General features: G+C 44.0%; 18 protein-coding genes and 1 pseudogene. All 19 read left to right on the top strand.

Features of this window, described 5'->3' with window-relative positions; genetic code table 11:
* Nucleotides 1-143: 143 nt before the first annotated feature.
* The gene (locus tag VM640_RS11815; RefSeq protein ID WP_325392437.1) at nt 144-407 is read left to right on the top strand and encodes a DUF4321 domain-containing protein; all 264 of its coding nucleotides are present in this window, start codon (nt 144-146) and stop codon (nt 405-407) included.
* Nucleotide 408: 1 nt separating this feature from the next.
* A complete protein-coding gene (locus tag VM640_RS11810; RefSeq protein ID WP_325392479.1) occupies nt 409-1,065 on the top strand; it encodes a Maf family protein in 657 nt (218 codons plus the stop codon).
* Nucleotides 1,016-1,699 carry a RadC family protein gene (radC, locus tag VM640_RS11805; RefSeq protein ID WP_325392477.1) on the top strand — a complete coding sequence of 228 codons (684 nt, stop codon included), beginning with the start codon at nt 1,016-1,018 and terminating at the stop codon, nt 1,697-1,699. The genes VM640_RS11810 and radC overlap by 50 nt, the downstream gene beginning before the upstream one ends.
* Before the next feature lie 127 nt (nt 1,700-1,826).
* Complete coding sequence (locus VM640_RS11800; protein ID WP_325392475.1) at nt 1,827-2,843, top strand: rod shape-determining protein; 1,017 nt, start codon at nt 1,827-1,829, stop codon at nt 2,841-2,843.
* 16 nt (nt 2,844-2,859) lie between these two features.
* Complete coding sequence (gene mreC, locus VM640_RS11795) at nt 2,860-3,729, top strand: rod shape-determining protein MreC (RefSeq protein WP_325392435.1); 870 nt, start codon at nt 2,860-2,862, stop codon at nt 3,727-3,729.
* A gap of 1 nt (nt 3,730) precedes the next feature.
* The gene (mreD, locus tag VM640_RS11790; protein WP_325392433.1) at nt 3,731-4,237 is read left to right on the top strand and encodes a rod shape-determining protein MreD; all 507 of its coding nucleotides are present in this window, start codon (nt 3,731-3,733) and stop codon (nt 4,235-4,237) included.
* Between the two features lie 53 nt (nt 4,238-4,290).
* The gene (gene mrdA / locus VM640_RS11785) at nt 4,291-6,357 is read left to right on the top strand and encodes a penicillin-binding protein 2 (RefSeq protein ID WP_325392432.1); all 2,067 of its coding nucleotides are present in this window, start codon (nt 4,291-4,293) and stop codon (nt 6,355-6,357) included.
* A 181-nt stretch (nt 6,358-6,538) separates the two neighbouring features.
* The gene (minC, locus tag VM640_RS11780; protein WP_325392430.1) at nt 6,539-7,225 is read left to right on the top strand and encodes a septum site-determining protein MinC; all 687 of its coding nucleotides are present in this window, start codon (nt 6,539-6,541) and stop codon (nt 7,223-7,225) included.
* Between the two features lie 53 nt (nt 7,226-7,278).
* On the top strand, nt 7,279-8,073 hold the full coding sequence (minD, locus tag VM640_RS11775; RefSeq protein ID WP_325392429.1) for a septum site-determining protein MinD: 795 nt from the start codon (nt 7,279-7,281) through the stop codon (nt 8,071-8,073).
* A gap of 29 nt (nt 8,074-8,102) precedes the next feature.
* The gene (gene minE / locus VM640_RS11770) at nt 8,103-8,390 is read left to right on the top strand and encodes a cell division topological specificity factor MinE (RefSeq protein ID WP_325392427.1); all 288 of its coding nucleotides are present in this window, start codon (nt 8,103-8,105) and stop codon (nt 8,388-8,390) included.
* Nucleotides 8,391-8,523: 133 nt separating this feature from the next.
* Nucleotides 8,524-9,687 (top strand): rod shape-determining protein RodA, encoded by a 1,164-nt coding sequence (gene rodA, locus VM640_RS11765; protein ID WP_325392425.1) that lies wholly within the window; start codon nt 8,524-8,526, stop codon nt 9,685-9,687.
* A 113-nt stretch (nt 9,688-9,800) separates the two neighbouring features.
* Nucleotides 9,801-10,553, top strand: coding sequence for a murein hydrolase activator EnvC family protein (locus VM640_RS11760; RefSeq protein WP_325392423.1), 753 nt, complete (start codon nt 9,801-9,803; stop codon nt 10,551-10,553).
* A 108-nt stretch (nt 10,554-10,661) separates the two neighbouring features.
* A complete protein-coding gene (locus VM640_RS11755) occupies nt 10,662-11,537 on the top strand; it encodes a M50 family metallopeptidase (protein WP_325392421.1) in 876 nt (291 codons plus the stop codon).
* Between the two features lie 436 nt (nt 11,538-11,973).
* Nucleotides 11,974-12,318 carry a PadR family transcriptional regulator gene (locus VM640_RS11750; protein WP_325392419.1) on the top strand — a complete coding sequence of 115 codons (345 nt, stop codon included), beginning with the start codon at nt 11,974-11,976 and terminating at the stop codon, nt 12,316-12,318.
* Nucleotides 12,305-13,684 carry an FtsW/RodA/SpoVE family cell cycle protein gene (locus VM640_RS11745; RefSeq protein WP_325392417.1) on the top strand — a complete coding sequence of 460 codons (1,380 nt, stop codon included), beginning with the start codon at nt 12,305-12,307 and terminating at the stop codon, nt 13,682-13,684. The genes VM640_RS11750 and VM640_RS11745 overlap by 14 nt, the downstream gene beginning before the upstream one ends.
* Nucleotides 13,685-13,884: 200 nt before the next feature.
* The gene (locus tag VM640_RS11740; protein ID WP_325392415.1) at nt 13,885-14,253 is read left to right on the top strand and encodes a BlaI/MecI/CopY family transcriptional regulator; all 369 of its coding nucleotides are present in this window, start codon (nt 13,885-13,887) and stop codon (nt 14,251-14,253) included.
* Between the two features lie 19 nt (nt 14,254-14,272).
* Nucleotides 14,273-16,264, top strand: a complete 1,992-nt coding sequence (locus tag VM640_RS11735) for a M56 family metallopeptidase (RefSeq protein WP_325392413.1) — start codon at nt 14,273-14,275, stop codon at nt 16,262-16,264.
* 116 nt (nt 16,265-16,380) lie between these two features.
* Nucleotides 16,381-17,346: a phosphodiester glycosidase family protein gene (locus VM640_RS11730; RefSeq protein ID WP_325392411.1), complete on the top strand. Its 966-nt coding sequence runs from the start codon at nt 16,381-16,383 to the stop codon at nt 17,344-17,346.
* 38 nt (nt 17,347-17,384) lie between these two features.
* Nucleotides 17,385-17,738 (top strand): annotated as a pseudogene (locus VM640_RS11725) (hypothetical protein); the annotation flags it as partial.
* Nucleotides 17,739-17,878: the final 140 nt, after the last annotated feature.

The raw sequence follows: 17,878 nt of genomic DNA, 5'->3' as shown, positions 1-17,878 counted from the left end.
ATAGAAGCGTCTATAAAAGCGTCGACTTTTCCCATCAGCATTCTTGCACTTCGCCCCATAAGGTGCTAAACTTTATAGAGATTTGACAATCAGCCAGGAGCTTAGTATCCTGGCTGCATTTCTATTTGAAAGGGGGGTGAAATATGCCGGCAAGTCGCACTAACTCCGGAGCGGGCCGAACCGTTATCCTTATCTTAAGCGGAGCAGCTCTTGGAACCTTGATCGGTTTTGGACTCGAAAAATATGGGATTTTTACCCCGTTTCTCCGTCCAGCTGTTATTGACTTTCCGCCACACACCTATTTAGATTTTTTCTTCCTCTCCCTTTCATTTGGATTTCGCTTAAATATTAACTTTGCCACCATCTTGGGGGCACTGGTTGGGTATTATCTCTCAAGGAAGTGGTAAATTGTTGGTCCTGGCCTCGACTTCACCCCGACGCGCTATGCTTTTAGCAGAAGAGGGTTTTTCCTTCGTCACCCTGAAAGTAGATGTTACTGAAGAACTTCCATTGGAGATTAAACCTGAGGAGGGAGTCAAAGCGCTTGCTGTAGGTAAGGCCCTTGCTGGTCAGAAGGCGTGGATAGAGTCAGGAGGTTCTGCAGAAGATATTATTCTAGGAGCAGATACAATCGTGGCCTTAGATTCTCAGATTTTGGGAAAACCGGCTGACCCAGAGGAAGCTCAAGCTATGTTGCTGCAACTGAGTGGACGACAACACGACGTTTATACCGGAGTGGCGATAATGAATGGAACAGGCCATCAGGAAAATGCGGCTATTCGAACACGAGTTCACTTTCGTCCACTAACTTTGGAAGAAATTCAAACATATATTGCAACTGGGGAACCCATGGATAAGGCTGGAGCCTATGCCATCCAAGGGGGAGCGAAAAAATTCGTGAATCAGTTTGAAGGATCTTTGAGTAACGTCATTGGACTGCCCATGGAATATGTAAGCGAGAGACTGAGAGCGTGGGGGATTGAGCAGGTAAATATCACCTTACGCGAGGTGGATGATGGATTATCGCCGCTTGAAGGATCTACCCGAGGACCTATTACCCCGTGAGCGCTTGTTCCAGTTTGGCCCAGAAATGCTCACGAATAAAGAAATCTTGGCTATTCTTCTGCGCACAGGCTCAAAAGGGGAAAATGTTCTCGATTTCGCCGAAAGAGTGCTTATGGAGACTGGAGGCATGGCTGGCCTAGCCCGGATGAGTGTTCATGATTTAACTCGCCTTCACGGACTGGGAAGTGCCAAAGCTTCAGAATTGAAAGCGGCTTTGGAGCTCGGACGGCGTTCTGTTTCCGCGGATCCGATGACTCGTCCAGTTATAAATTCTCCACAGGATATCGCTCATCTGGTCATGGAAGAGATGCGTTATCTGGATCGAGAACATTTTCGGATTGTGAGTTTATCAACGAAAAATCATGTGTTGGCTATCAGCCCGATTTCTATTGGGTCGCTTAATTCCTCTCTGGTGCATCCAAGAGAATGTTTCAAAGAAGCGATTCGCCGGAATTCCAATGCCATCATTCTCTTGCATAACCATCCGAGTGGAGATCCCACACCTAGCCGTGAAGATCTCGATGTTACGCGTCGGTTAGCGGATGGCGGTCAGATCTTGGGAATTGAAGTTCTCGATCACGTGATTATTGGAGATAACCGGTACATAAGCCTTAAAGAAAGAGGTATATTATAAGGGACAGAAAAAGGAAATCCATTAATTGGACGATATCCAACCTACTGAATTAATAAACTTGTCACGTAAGAAATATTGTCCCCATATTGTTTTTAGATTTGAAGAAACGGAAGGAGCTTCTTAGATGATGATGTTTGGTAAAGACCTAGGAATTGATCTGGGAACGGCAAATACGCTGGTTTATATGCGCGGAAAGGGAGTTGTGGTTCGCGAACCCTCCGTTGTCGCGATGGATATCGAAAAGAAAACTCCGCTGGCTGTTGGGGATAAAGCGAAAGAGATGATTGGCCGAACTCCAAGTAATATCGTCGCAATTCGCCCCTTAAAAGATGGGGTTATATCCGATTTTAACGTTACCCAAAAAATGTTGAAATATTTCATTTCTCGAGCTTTGGGTACAGAATCTCCTTTTGGCCGACCGCGGGTCGTAATCTGTGTTCCTTCAGGGGTTACTCCCGTCGAAGAACGGGCTGTCAAAGAGGCCGCGCTGGTAGCGGGCGCAAAGGAACCTATCATCATGGAAGAACCCATGGCTGCTGCGATTGGGGCAGGGCTTCCGGTGGGTGAGCCTACCGGAAATATGATTGTCGACATCGGTGGAGGAACAACGGAAGTGGCTGTAATTTCCCTCGGAGGGATTGTTACCAGCCGTTCCATCCGAGTTGCGGGGGACGAAATGGACGATGCCATTGTCGCGCACATCAAGCGCCGGTACAATTTGATGATCGGGTATCGGACTGCCGAGGATATTAAGACGGAGATTGGGTCGGCCTATAAGGCAGAAGAAGGAATGACCTATACCGTTCGGGGTCGGGATCTTCTGACAGGTTTACCGAAGACAATTGAAGTGACTGCACTAGAAATACAAGATGCGTTACAAGAGACGGTTATGGCGATTGTCGAGGCGATCAAGTCTTGCTTGGAAAAAACGCCTCCTGAATTGGCGTCTGATATTATGGATCGTGGAATTATGATGGCAGGTGGAGGTTCACTTCTCCGAAATCTGGATATGCTGATCGCTGATGAGACAGGGATGCCGGTCCATCTGGCCGAGGATCCGCTCTCTTGTGTTGCTCTCGGCACAGGAAAGGTTTTAGAAAATGCTGAAATTCTCCGCAGAATAGCTGCTTTGCAAAAGGCATAGCGGGGAGGAAACCTCGGTGGGGAAAAGAAGAGTTTCGGCTACGGGAATTACGGTTCTCGTTTTCTTTCTAATTTTAGGCGTACTGGTTAGTATTCGTTTGACTGGGGTTGGAAATCATTTTCCCAACCCAGTGGGCGGAGCTTTGCAGCGTGTGTTAAGTCCTGTTGAAGGTGTAGTGTTACAAGTGGGAAATGGGATTCGGAATAATACGCGTGCGATCTGGAATTTCCGAACTGTAGAAGCGGAAAACCAGGCACTTAAGCAAAAAGTGGAACAACTCACAGGTGATAATATAGAATTAAAAGAACAGGTATTGGCTGGAATGAGGTTCAACGCGCTCGATCAGGGCTTTTTTAACAGCCCTACTTTGAGTAAATATACGAAGGCAGGCGCGAGTATCATCAATCGCAACCCAACAGCCTGGTATCAGACGATTACCTTAAACCGAGGGAGTCAGGACGGGGTTGCTGTTAATAATCCTATAATTGCTCAGTATGGATTAGTCGGTAAGGTAGTAGCAGTTACCCCCAGTACTAGTGAGGTGCTTCTGCTTACGGACGGAGAGGGGCAAGTGAGTGCGCTGATCCGTGGGAGCACAGGTACAGCTACGTTTGGTATTGTTCGTGGAACCTTTAAAAGAACCTCTCGGCTCGATGCAGACGGTAATTTACAGATGCTCTTTCGCCGTGAGGATAATGTTAATATCGGCGATCTCGTGCTTACTTCTGGATTCGGTGGAGTCTATCCGAAAGATGTCCCAATCGGTAAAGTCGAACAAATTCAACTTGAACCTTCCGGACTTCTGAAGACGGCCTATATCAAGCCCTTGGAGGATCTTGAATCACTTGAAGAGGTGTATATTGTGAAGAAGGCGGAGGGGCAATAAAATGCGTTATCTTTTAATGCTTAGCATGCTTCTTCTTAGCTTGATCTTACCGGGAACAGTTTTTTCTTTTTGGTCGTGGGATGGCATAAAACCGGACTTAATTATGCTTTTCACAATTTATATGGCCTTACACCACCGACCCCTGTATGGGGCGTTCTGGGGTCTGGGTGCTGGTATTCTGGAGGACTTTTACCTCGGTCGACACTTTGGCATGTACTCCTTAACCTTGACTGGAGTTGCCCTTTTGAGTAGTTGGCTCGCTCAGCGTTGGAATCGGGAAAATTTCCCGTTAATCACGTTACTCGTTTTTTTGGTGACGTTTGCTGGCCAGGTGTTTGTTGCCTTTTTGAGCCTAGGAGTAGGTGTCCAGTGGACGATTAATGATGCTTTGCGGTTAATAACTGGTGTTGCGCTATATAATGCGATTCTAGTTCCGGTTAGCTATCCATGGATTCACCATTCCTTTGGGAAGGGCTGGCTTAAATACCGCCCGAAGTATGAGAGGTAGAATAACGAATATCAACATATTTATTGAGAGGGTAACCAGGAGGAACTTTTGATATGGAAGAGAAAGAGCGCAAACCATATTTGCATCGGTTATGGGGTTTAAGTATCGTTGTGATACTGGTTTTTGCAATTCTCGGGTTTAATCTTTATCGTTTGCAGATTGCCCAATCGTCCTATTATGCAACAATGGCCGAAGGAAATGTTATGCAACTGGTGGCAGTACCAGCGACGCGTGGCGACATTAAGGATCGCAATGGTACAGTGATGGCTACGAGTGTCCCGGAATTTGCCTTAACCATTGATTGGCTAGATTTACAAAAAGCGAAGAATATGAATTGGAAGGATGTCGTGGGTCGCCTGGCAGGGTTTATTAAACCCTACTGGCCCAACCAAGCGGAATCTGTGGAAGCGATTACCGAGGATATCTTTGCGATGATTCAAAATCAGCAATGGGAAAGATACCGCCCGGTCAATGTCTTATCGAAGGTACCGGAAACACTTCAAGCTGTAATCGCTGAGCATCAAGATGAACTTCCCGGAGTAAGCATTGATGCCATACCTGTACGTTTTTATCCCCAAGAGACTTTAATGGGTCAAGTCCTGGGCTATGTTCGAGAAATCAGTCCTGATGAGATACCCCAATTAAGCCAACAACCTTTGGCTCAACAAAATGGCTTTACGTATGCTCAGGGAGATATTGTCGGTAAGATGGGGGTTGAGAAAAGCTATGATTATTGGTTGCGTGGCCGAGAAGGAACTCAGCAAGTTATTGTGGATAACAGCGCGCGACCGATCAGCAAGGAAGTCATCCAGCCTGCTCAACCAGGAAAAACGATTCAATTAACGCTTGATGCCCAGCTCCAACAGACTGTGCAGAGCAGTTTGGACGAGGTCATTGCTAAGGTGCAAAAGACTTACGCTGATGCCCAAACAGGGGCGGCGGTAGTGATCGATGTTAAAACCGGGAAGATTTTAGCGATGGCCTCTCGCCCTTACATGAATCCTAATGATTTGATTGGCACCATTTCTGATGATGTCGCCAAGAGATATTTTCAGGATAAAGATGCTGCGTCCAATAACTGGGCCCTTTCAGGCCTCTATCCTCCGGGTTCAACTTATAAGATGATCACAGCGATGGCGGCCTTGCAAGCAGGCGTTGTTACTCCTACTGACTCTTTTCTAGATGAGATGTCATCCCTTGGATCAGCAAGTGTTCAGAAGCAAGGGTTTGAGGAGTGGGGTGGAAGTAAATTCGGGATGGTCAATATGACGCGCGGGCTCGCGAATTCTTCAAATATCTACTTTCAAATTGTCGGACGTCGGGTCTTTGATGCTAACCCGGAACTGATGAAGCAGCTGTCCAACGAGTTTGGCTTAGGGGTTAAAAGCGGGATCGATCTACCGGGTGAAGCAATCGGGATAGCTCCTTCGGCTGAGTGGAAGAAAGCATATATTGGGAATATCAGGGACAATAAGTTAAAAACGATTGAAACGAATTATGCAACACAGATTGCTCAGGCACCGGATGATAAGACAAAGCAAAACCTTTTAAATAAAAAGAAAGCCGAAATACAAGCGGTCAATGATCAATATCAAGTCGACTGGAAGATTTATGATAGTTTCAATGCTGCTATTGGTCAAGGAGCTAATACTTACACTCCTGTCCAACTGGCGAATTATGTGGCGACTCTAGTCAACGGGGGAAAACACATGAAACCCTATGTCGTGGACAAAATTTTGGATCCGGTCAGTGGGAACGTTATTGAACAAAATCAACCCCAGGTTCTCAATAATGTATCCGTTTCTCCCCAAAATATGGAGATTGTGAAACAAGGAATGGCTGCTGTTACGAGTGGCGAGGGAACAGCCAATTGGCTATTCGCAGATGTTCCTCAATATTCAGGCGGGGGTAAAACCGGTACTGCTCAGATTGGTTCAAAAGATACAGTTGAGGGGAGCCTCTATAACGGAATGTATGTCGCTTTTGCGCCTTATGATGATCCGCAAATTGCCTTTGCAGGTGTAGTCGCCTACGGGGGCCATGGCGGTGATACAGCGGGGTATGTCGCTAAAGCTGCTTTTATGCAATATTTTGGCTGGAAATCAACGAGTGGTGGTTGATTTTGGCAATAAAGGTTCGAAATAGAGTTGAAAAACGAGGAAAATCATCCTCGTTTTTTTTTATGAGGATAAAGGGTATTTGACCTGTTTTGTAGAACTTATATGAACGTCTGAAACTGCAGAAAGATCAATAACTTCCTTCGAGCCGTTTGGACAAGCATCTTATTTAGGCGATGGGGGATTGGCATTGATAGAACACATAGCCTTAAAGGGAACTCGAGATGGACTGGTGTTATACCTGGACCCTGAGGAGGATTTCGCAGTTTTGATGGATGAACTTCAGGGGCTTTTAAGAGATTCAGAACAATTCCTTCAAGGAGCGGCTGTCCGCTGCTACGGAGGGGATAAGGTCTTCTCGGTAGAACAAAAAGAGCAATTGAGCCAAACCCTTACCCAACATGGACTCACCCCAGCCGGGTGGTTAAAGGCAGACCAAGTGTATACTCCAAGCCATAATTTAGTTTCAGTCAATCAGGAACCTGTGAAAGCGCGAATATGGGATGAGGGGACGGTTGAGGGTCCTTGTCTTTTTGTGGAACGGACTCTACGCTCGGGAGCTAGTATACAATTTGAAGGACACGTTGTGGTTCTCGGGGATGTCAATCCTGGAGCTGAGATAATAGCAACAGGAAATATTGCCGTTATGGGTTCACTCCGCGGGGTTGCCCATGCTGGAGCGACCGGGGAACGCAAAGCAACCGTTAGTGCCTATCATCTCGCGCCGACTCAATTACGGATCGCGGATGTAGTGGCTCGTTCACCGGAAGGAACGGATGATTGGCGGGGTCCTGAAATTGCTAAAATCAAAGAGAATCAGCTAATGGTTGAAGGAGTACAAATGACAGGGCTAAGAGGAAAAGGGAGATAGAACGACATATTTTGGGTAGAATACATGAGAATTATGGAAAGGTAGGTTTAAATATGGGAGACGTTATTGTCGTGACATCGGGAAAAGGAGGAGTTGGTAAAACGACCACCTCGGCCAACATTGGTACCGGCCTTGCTGCAGCAGGGCATAACGTGGTTTTGGTCGATACAGATATCGGCTTGCGAAATTTAGATGTGGTGATGGGCCTGGAGAACCGGATTGTTTATGATATTGTGGATGTGACCAGTGGGAATTGTCGCTTAAGGCAAGCATTGATTAAGGATAAACGCTACGAGAACCTTTATCTTCTACCTGCTGCTCAAACGAAAGACAAGACGGCAGTTAACCCCGAGCAAATGAAGGCTTTAGCCCTGGAACTGAAGAATGAATTTGACTATGCGATCATTGATTGTCCTGCAGGAATTGAACAAGGCTTTCGCAATGCGATCGCCGGTGCCGACCGCGCTATTGTGGTAACGACACCAGAGGTAAGTGCGGTCCGTGATGCCGACCGAATTATTGGGCTGTTAGAGGCCGCTGATCTTAAGAATCCACGCTTGATTATTAACCGGATTCGCCCCGCGATGGTAAAACGCGGCGACATGATGGATATTTCGGATATCATGGATATTCTAGCAATTGATCTGATCGGGGTTGTCCCTGATGATGAAAGCATCGTTATCTCAACAAACCGTGGGGAGCCTGCGGTATCAGATAATTCCTCCCATGCAGGAGAAGCTTATCGCCGCATTACCCGAAGAATCCAGGGAGAAGAGGTACCACTAATGAACCTTGAAGCTCCAGACGGTTTTATGGACAAGGTTAAGAAATTTTTCGGGATGCGCTAGTGCTTGGATACAGAGAGGAGGAAGAGAGCTTGTTAGAGTTTATTAGCCGGATGCTCGGTAAGGAAAGTTCGTCAAAAAATATTGCCAAAGAACGCTTGCGGCTTGTCCTCGTACATGACCGGTCTGACATTTCACCCCAGATGTTAAACTCCTTGAAAGAGGATTTGATCAAGGTAATTTCCAACTATATGGACATTGATGAATCAGCTCTAGAGGTTAATCTAAGTCAGGAAGATCGGGAAGTCGCTTTAGTAGCGAATATTCCCGTTATCCGGATGAGGAGAGATTACGCGTCAAAGGATAAGGTTCAACTTTGACAATATTTTTAACGCATTTTTAAAATTGAGGAAGGGTTGTTTCAGTTGGCAATCAAAACTGGGACAACCCTTTTTAAATTCGAAGTCCCTTATGTTATAATTAGAAACAAGAAGTGACAAAGGGGTATTTTTTATGCTTGATCGACGCACCTTTAAAAATCTAGATTTTCTTTTTATATTTATTCTTTCGCTCCTTTTGGGTGCTAGTCTATTGATCTTAAGTACAGCATCCTTAAATGTAATTAAATCTCAACCCTATTTTTATGTTAAGAACCAGGCGATGTGGATCGCGACGGGGATAGTGATTGCTGCTGTAGTTGCGTCGATTGATTATCAAAAGCTCAGACGGTATAGTTGGTGGATCTATGGATTTAACATTGCTTTATTAAGCGCCGTTTTTATCTTTGGCATTTCTGTCGGAGGGGCACAACGCTGGATTCCGGTGACATCAAGTTTTAATATTCAGCCTTCTGAATTTGCTAAGATTTTTATTATTTTAGCCCTGGCTGATTTTCTCGCCAAACGGCAAGGCAAATTGAATCGTTTCCGCGATTTTATTCCTCCGTTTTTATTTGTTGCTGTCCCGATGGCACTCATTTTTAAACAACCTGATTTAGGAACCACTTTAGTTCTGGCGGCGATTTTTATTGGGATGATGTTTGTCGCTGGGGCCAACCCCTGGAAATTCGGAGGACTTTTGCTGGGCGGCGCCTTAATCTTAGGAGTTGCCTTATGGTTGCACTTTGCTAAGGATCTGCCTGGCTTTCTGAAATTTGCTCAAGGTCTTCCTTTACCGATGCAGGATTATCAGCTGAAGCGTTTGACTATTTTTATGGACCCAATGTCGGATACCTCGGGGAACGGGTATCATATTATTCAATCCATTTGGGCCATTGGCTCAGGTGGCCTGTGGGGTAAGGGGTACCGGCAGGGGACACAAGGTCAGCTCAACTTTTTGCCGGAGCACCATACCGACTTTATCTTTTCGGTGGTCGGGGAAGAGTTCGGTTTTATTGGAACGATTACGCTGCTATTTTTATTTGCTATGTTCTTACTACGAGCGATCAACATCGCGATGAAATCGAGAGATGTATATGGAATGCTCGTGGGTAGTGGAGTTGTGAGCATGTTTGTTTTTCACCTCCTCGTTAATGTTGGGATGACTTCTGGAATCATGCCAGTTACAGGAATTCCGCTTCCTTTGATCAGTTACGGTGGAAGTACGATGTGGACTAATATGCTAGGGATCGGTCTATTGTTAAGTATTAACATCAGGCGACAGCGACTTATGTTTTAGCTCTAAAAATATTTTACTCCGACCGAAGACTGCCTTGGCGAGTGCAAGGCAGTTCTTTTTTTTCCCTCTTAGCATAAACATAAGTAAGTGTACGGGCTAAGGGGTTGATAGGCATGAATCCATTTGAACGTTGGGACGATTGGGAATGGGAAAGAGCGGCCCAAGAGGTAGGACGTGAGCGAGGAACAAAGTATGAGGATTGGCCAGTGAAACGGAATCCTCCAAAACGATCCAAACGAGAAATTCTCTACACTTGGACAGGGATACAAAAAAAATCAGCACTTGCGGTAGCATTTTTTCTAATGATTTTTTTTGCTTCAAAGGGGGAAGATATTCTCTCTCATTCGATCTATTCCGTTTATCAGGGAACGATTCAAAACGGGAATTTATACGCTTCGATGAATGATATGGTTAAAGAAGTGCTGGGGATGGGTCCTCTCGGAGTAAAATCAACTCCGGTCGATGCAACGATGCAAGGAAAGTTCGTTCCTCCTCTTTCTGGTCCAGTTACGGCGCCCTTTGGGTCGATGGATAGTCAAGGAAAGGGAAGTATGCACAATGGAATTGATATTGGAAGTGCTTTAGGTATCCCCGTTGTTTCTCCCTATCAAGGGGTCGTGACACAGGTAGGGGATGATCCCCAACTGGGTCGACTCGTCAAGCTGGATTTTGCCAATGGGTGGACGACAGTTCTCGCCAATCTCGGAGATGTTAATGTCCAAAAGGGTCAAGCCGTTCAGGCGGGCGATGTTATCGGTACTGTTGGGCTTTCGGCTCCGCTGAAAAAACCATGGCTCCATTTTGAATTGCGCAAAGATGGGCGACCCGTAAATCCGCTGCCTTATCTCACTCCGTCGGCGAAGTAACGCAGAAATTAATCAGAGGGATGAAGAAGTTTAGGTCATGTAGCTTGTGCTATTTTAGTTATTCTTAAAGGCCTTTGCAGAATATGTCCTAGCCGAGGAGGTTTCAGCGTGGAGGTTTTACGCGTTCAAGGACTTAGCATCAGAGTTCATCCCACATTTCTACTGGTATTGCTTGCTTATGGAGCCCTGGGGCTGATAACCCAGGCTCTTTTGATCTTCGCTCTCGTCATTGGGCATGAATTAGCACACTTGCTTACGGCCAAAGCCTATGGTTTCCAGGTCGTGGGGCTGGAAATTTTTCCGTTTGGCGGGGCAGCATACTGTGATGATCTTTTCGAAGGACGAAAAGTTGAAGAAACTATTCTGTCTCTAGCTGGACCTGCGTTTAACCTCGTTTTGTTGTTTGCTGCTCAGACGCTACGTTGGCAAGGCTATTGGCTAGGTCCAAGTGGGGAAGAGTTTGTGCGTATTAACTTTTGGCTTGCCACCTTTAATTTGCTACCTGTACTTCCCTTAGACGGAGGACGCATTGCACGGGCATTTTTGGCAGATACCTTTGGGTTTGTTCGGACCACTAAAGCACTTGCTCACTGCGGTCAAGCTCTCGGTGTCCTTTTAGCTATTCTAGGACTAACTTTACCGGGCAAAGAGAATTCCATCGAAGGTTTCACTACCCTGCTTATTCTAGCCGGCTTTTTTTGGCTTTCCGGAAACAAGGAGATAGCCTCAGCCCGAATAACCTTCCTTCGTCAGCTGACTCGTAAAAAAGAGGAACTCCTTGAAAAAGGTCTAATGAAAAGTAAAGTTCTAACGGCTTACAGTGAAACTCCTCTGGTCCGGATCGTGGAAGAACTCACTCCTGATCGCTATGCTTTAATTCATCTGCCGGGGAAGGATTTTCAGGTAGAGAAGATGTTGACCGAGACGCAGGTGGTTGAGGGAATGCTGGAACATGGGATTCACTATCCAGTGGGGAAGCTGTGATGAAAGAGTCTTTTGTTATCCATTCAGGCGTGGCGTTCGCCGACCAAACTAAGACTTAAACTTGAGGAGTATGCCAAGAGGATGGAGAAACTGAATAACTATTTTAATAAGCGTTAAATTCTCCAAAGCCATGATGCGCATTCTTCCTATGTTGTGACATAACATGACAATAGCACCAGGGCCTTATTGATAGAATGCTGGTGCTCTTTTCATAACCTTGGTTATCGGACCAAAAACCCAGAAGGTTCCACTTAGAGAGCGGACTGCGTTTCTTGGGGGGATTTCCGCGGGAAGACTTCGCACTATTACGTAGGAGTAAAAATGACAAAGATTACTCATATAAGCTGTTACAAACAGGCCGGTAATTTTCGATTTGACATATGTAGATTATCTATATATTATAGTATATAGATAATCTACATATGGAGGCATGAATATGGCAATCGATAAAAGCCTTTTAACAGGAAGCACCACCATGCTTATCTTAAAGCTACTTGACGAAACGAATATGTACGGCTACCAGATGATTGAAGAACTTAGAAAGAAATCAAACAATGCTTTTGAGTTAAAAGCAGGAACATTATATCCATTGCTCCACACCTTAGAGCAAAGGAATATGCTCACTTCTTATGAAGAGACCGCTGATAATGCGAGGGTACGGAAATACTATAGTATCACAAAAAATGGTCGCAAGCATTTGAAGGAGAAAAAGGAAGAATGGAAAGCATATACCGCTGCGGTAAATGATGTTTTAGGAGGTGCAAGTTTTGCAACAGCCTAACAAGATTGCCGAGTATTTGGAAGTTGTGCGCCAACAGATACGTTGGAAAAGGGCGCAGTCTCCTGTTTTAGAAGAAATAGAAAACCACATAATCGATCAAAAAGAAGCCTTTATGAGCGATGGACTTAATGAAGAAGCGGCAACTGCCAGGGCAATTGCCGAGATGGGTGATCCTGTTGTTGTCGGGGAGCAACTTGACCGTGCTCATAGACCTAGGCCGGATTGGCCGCTGCTTGTGATGACTGCCACTATGCTTCTTTTGGGGCTTGCTATTCAAATTTGGATTGGACCCAATCACCTTAATAACGGAGCAGAGATGTTTCAAAAACAGATTATACGGGCAGGTATTGCAATCCCTGTAATGTTTGCTGCATATTTTGTCGACTTCACAATCATAGGGAAGTACCCTAAAGTTGTATTTTTTACGCTCTGTGCAATAACGTTAGCTTCTTATTTGTTTACAGGGGGAAGTCGGGCGACATCTACGATTTATCTGCTTTTGCTGTTCCCTACCGCCTTTGCCGGATTTGTTTACAGGATGGGAAATAAAGGGTATGGCGGACTTATTCTTTGTGAAGTAGTATTTATTATTCCTGCATACTTTTCGATATACGCTCATAATGTAAGTGTTTTCTTTTTGCTTTGTACTACGTGCCTTATTATTCTAACGGCTGCTGTTGTAAATGGTTGGTTTGATGTAAGAAAACTTTTTGCAATGCTAATTATTTATGTCTCGACTGCCGTCGTTTTGTCTATACCGTTTTTAGTGATGAGCGGTGGAAGGTATATTTTAAATAGACTGCAATTAGTGTTAAATCCATCGCTTGACCCGACACGGGCTGGATATATTGGGACTATGATACAACGGTTTTTGTCCCATTCGCAGTTCATTGGTGAGGGCTTGCCGATAAGTGGTTATGGAGGATATTCGGCATCACAGCTTTTGCCTGCAGCCGATACCGATTTTCTTTTGACTTACATGATTTATAGACTCGGATGGATTGTGCTTATCGGAATAATTGCGATATTCACAGCTTTTATTATACGTGCTGTTCTTCTTTGTAAGAAGCAAAAAGGCGTACTGGGATTATTGGTTTCACTCGCGATTATCTCAACATTTGCAGTACAGTGTATGGTTTATATTGCATTCGACTTAGGCTTTTTGCTCTTTCCTCCGGTTTCGTTACCACTCATTTCTTACGGAGGGCGAGCCCTTGTTACAAATATGTGCCTTATCGGATTTTTGCTCTCAGTATTCCGCACAGGTAATTTGGTAACGGATAAAGCTGGGGTATCGGTGGCAAAGCCAAGCCGCTTTATTCAATACGATAATGGACAGATTATTATTAATCTAAAAACTAAATAAAATGAGGTCCTAAGAGGATACCACAAATTAGTCCTAGGCTTTAACGGCCTGGGATTTTGTTTTGTTAGCATAAGGTCTAGGTGGGATAAGAAGATACGGATATTTCGACTAGGCATTTTTTGAAAAAGTCTTGACAATAAACGCCTACAAACGTAAGCTATATTCATTAACAAGATTACAAATGTAGGCAGGTGAGAAAAATGCAAAACATTCCGCAAATATCCGATGCTGAATGGCGGGTAATGAAAGTACTATGGAATGAGTTTCCTCTCAGTTCCAGCGATGTCATTAATGAACTGAAGGGGATAACTGACTGGAAACCAAAAACGATTAAAACGTTGCTCAGTCGATTAGTTACCAAAAATGCCTTATCTTATGAAGTTGGAAGCCGAGGATATTTATATTATCCCTTAGTTACTGAAAACGAATGTGCCAAAGAAGAAGCAAGGTCATTCTTAGGTCGTGTATATAACGGTTCTCTTAATTTACTCGTTAAGAACTTTATCGAAAACAAAGAGCTATCGGGAGAAGAAATAGAAGAGCTTAAGAAACTCTTAGAAGATAAATGATCCGGACGGGGGTGATTTTATGGAATTAGAGTTAGTCTTCAATTGGGTTATTAAATCGTCTATTATGGCCAGTATTTTAGCTGTCCTGATTTTGCTGGTTAAATATGCACTTCGAAATAAACGAGATGCAAAATGGCAATATGCACTTTGGATGCTGCTTATTATTCGATTACTAATACCTTACGATATCCAAAGCCCTTGGAGCATTTACAGTTTATTACCCAATAAATCTGTAACAATTCCGATGGTCAATCAAGCAACTATTAGGATACCAGATATCAATACCCCAATCAGCAATATATCCGGAAAAATCCAGTTAATAAATGATCAATCGAGTATTAGCAAACAAAGCAATACCAATGCGGGCAGACCTATTTCTAAGGATTTGTCTAATGGCTGGATATTAGCAATTCTATGGTTAGCCGGAGTTTTGATTTTATCTACTCTGACAATTGCTACAAACCTCAGATTCTATTTATTAGTAAGGCGAGAACCTTCTGTAACAGACGCAGGGATGTCTAAACTCATGCAAGAATGTGCCAGCAAACTCGGTATTAGAAAAAGCCTTCCGATAATAATCACGAATCGTATAGACACACCTTGTCTTTACGGAATAATTAGTCCCAAGCTTCTTCTTCCTAAATCTCTAGTCAATCGGCTTAATGAAGAAAACATTAAAAATATTTTTATCCATGAACTAGCCCATTATAAAAGGAAAGATATACTTATTAATTGGCTGGCCGTTGCCGCCCAGATAGGCCATTGGTTTAACCCATTAATTTGGTACTCTTTTGCGAGAATGCGTGAAGACTGCGAGTTAGCTTGTGATGCCGATGCCTTAAGTATTTTAAGGCCAGAAGAGTATCAAAGCTACGGTTTTTCTATCATCAGTTTAGTAACCCCTGCTCAATCGCCATGGATCCCAGGAACAACGGGCTTCTTTGGGAACAAAAGCAATCATCAAATTAAGAGAAGAATCAAAATGATCAAGCTTTTCCAGAAACCCACTTTGAAATGGACTTGGACTGCTGTCGTTATATTCATTAGTTTAGGCTTGGTGGGTTTTACTAACTCCATATCAAACGGTACCCCTGCACCTGGAGCCAGCTCTCAGGAACAAACGACCCAGTTTGATCAATCTTCTTCGATAACGGATGGAAGTTTCGATTACCAAACGTATCTTTCATTCACTCCCTTACTCCCAAGTTACACCGCAGGATATCAGCTTACATATTCGCAAATCGGATGTAGCCAAGACACCCCTCCAGGCAATAATTCCAAGACTTACTCTGCTGCATATGGCAGCCACGCAGCATTTAGCATAAGAGAGGCACGACCCAACGAGATTCATCCTCCTGTTTCCGCGCAATTGACAAAAACTCAAATCCAAATTGATGATTTGCCAGCAACGTTAACTGAGAATAAAAAAATTGGCATTGCATATATTCAATTCACCAAGAATGATGTGGAGTACATTGCCAACAACATACCTGGCGGAGGTGTTTCGCTCGATGAGTTGAAGAAAATCTGCGAAAGTATAGTTGTTCCAGTGAATACTCCACCTACAGACATTCATATCTCGAAAGGCGGTGTTTCAGCTTCGGAGGGGTTGAGCTTTAAGACTCTCCAGCCTGATGATTTCGTCGTACCGCAGGGATATAAATTTCGAGACGCATCCTCCCATATTTATATTAAAGGGGATGAAAAATCAGAAGCCTTTTCTTTATCCTATACAACAGGAACATCAACACCCTTTGTGAATGTACTGATAAGCAAAGGAGGTCAACCGTATGGAGACCCTACGCCAGTGTTAACACCGGACTCTGATTTTGATACAAAACAAATTGACGGATCAGAAGTCAAACTGCGTAAAAACTACAATGAGAATTTGCCAGCTGCTAAGTTTTCAATCCCCAAGTATGGTTTGGAAGGTATGCTTTATTCGACGGTGCAGGAATCTGAAGTAGAGAAAGTGGTGACATCAATTTTGCAGGCTTATTCAAAGCTGTAACATGATACAAATATAGGCGGTTGTTTTTTCGAGTTGAGTAAATAAGTAAAACAAATTGATTCAGATCCGGTCGAATGTCAACGTTCGATCATAACTCAAGAAGGAGAACAAATTATATGGGGAAAAAGAGAACTATCAGGTTTAAAATGATTCTAGCCTTTATTGGCTTTAACCTCATTTTTTCGTCAATACTTGCTCCCTTTATAGTGTTCTGGGGGCCCTTCGAGTCCCTTAAAATAATGGCTGTTGGCGCGGTTGCCTCATCTCGACATCCCCAGGTTGTACAGGCTTTTCTATCCGATGTAGAAATAGAACGGATTAGGAACCTCAATGCTGATCAAGGGATAGGCGCAGGACAAGTTATTGGTCGCACCAAAGTAATTTCCGATGCGAGTACGGGAATCACGATTGAAGATATCAAAGGCCCAAGCTTCAAGGGGAAAGTGATGCTTATCACAGACCCGAAACGAATCAAAGTGGCTGTTACCAAAGAACTTGGTGTTACAGGAGAACGAGTCAGCGATCTGGCCAAGGATATGGAAGCCATTGCTGGAATCAATGCCGGAGGGTTCTATGACCCGGATGGTAAAGGAAACGGAGCTTTCCCAGATGGGTTAACTATGCATGATGGAAAATTAGTCCACAATAATATAAAAGACTCGGCTACCAATATTGCCGGATTTGATGACCAGGGGAAACTGGTCATCGGTAATATGACGGCCAATCAATTAGAAGAAAAACATATTCGTGAAGCTGTTTCCTTTCAGCCCAATCTTATTGTAGACGGGAGACCCATGATTAAGGGAGACGGAGGTCAGGGAGTTGCCCCGCTGACCGGTATTGGACAAATGGCAGATGGAACCGTTATTTTTGTAGTTATAGACGGACGTCAGCCCACGTGGAGTATTGGAGCGACTTTACGGGACCTCATGCATGTTTTTGAAGATTATCATGCAGTAAACGCTGTCAATCTCGATGGCGGGTCTTCCTCCGAACTCGTCTATAACGGCAAAGTCATGAATCGCCTTTGGGATATTTTTGGTGAACGCTATATTCCTACAGCCTTTGTAGTTACTCCATGAGATACCTTGCAATCTCTTTCAAAAAGGAGAAAACACGTATGAAGAAGAAAATGCGTATCATATTTGTCTGGGTCTTAGTTTCACTCATTCTGCAATTTGGAGGTTACTCTCTTTTGAACAACCAAGTTCAAAAAGTTATGGCGCCGGTAGTTAATGAACCGATCGCTATTCAGCTTAAAGCAACTATCCCAGGCTCGGATCTTAAAAATATCCAAATTTCTTATGCCAAAGATTATTTGGCATACTTGGAAAATGGTACACTTAAAGTTTTCAATCTTACAAAGGGGAAGGTTGTTTTTGAGAAGAAATCGCCCTCTGCGACTGATAAGACCTTAGGGGTTTTGACATACCAATGGCTGCCTGATCGAAATACCTTACTCTATTTTTATGCTAACACTACAGCGTGATTTAATTTTAACCAGTAAGACCCATATTTAATTTTTTCAAGCTATGGGACTTATACGCACAATAATTACGGCGGAGATAATAATTCACATTCCTCAAGGCCTTTTGTATCATCTTTTCGTCACCT

The organism is Desulfitobacterium sp., assembly GCF_035539115.1.
Lineage (GTDB): Bacteria > Bacillota > Desulfitobacteriia > Desulfitobacteriales > Desulfitobacteriaceae > Desulfitobacterium_A.
Note: the sequence above shows the minus strand (reverse complement) of the source record. Positions and strands in the feature narration are given on the sequence as shown.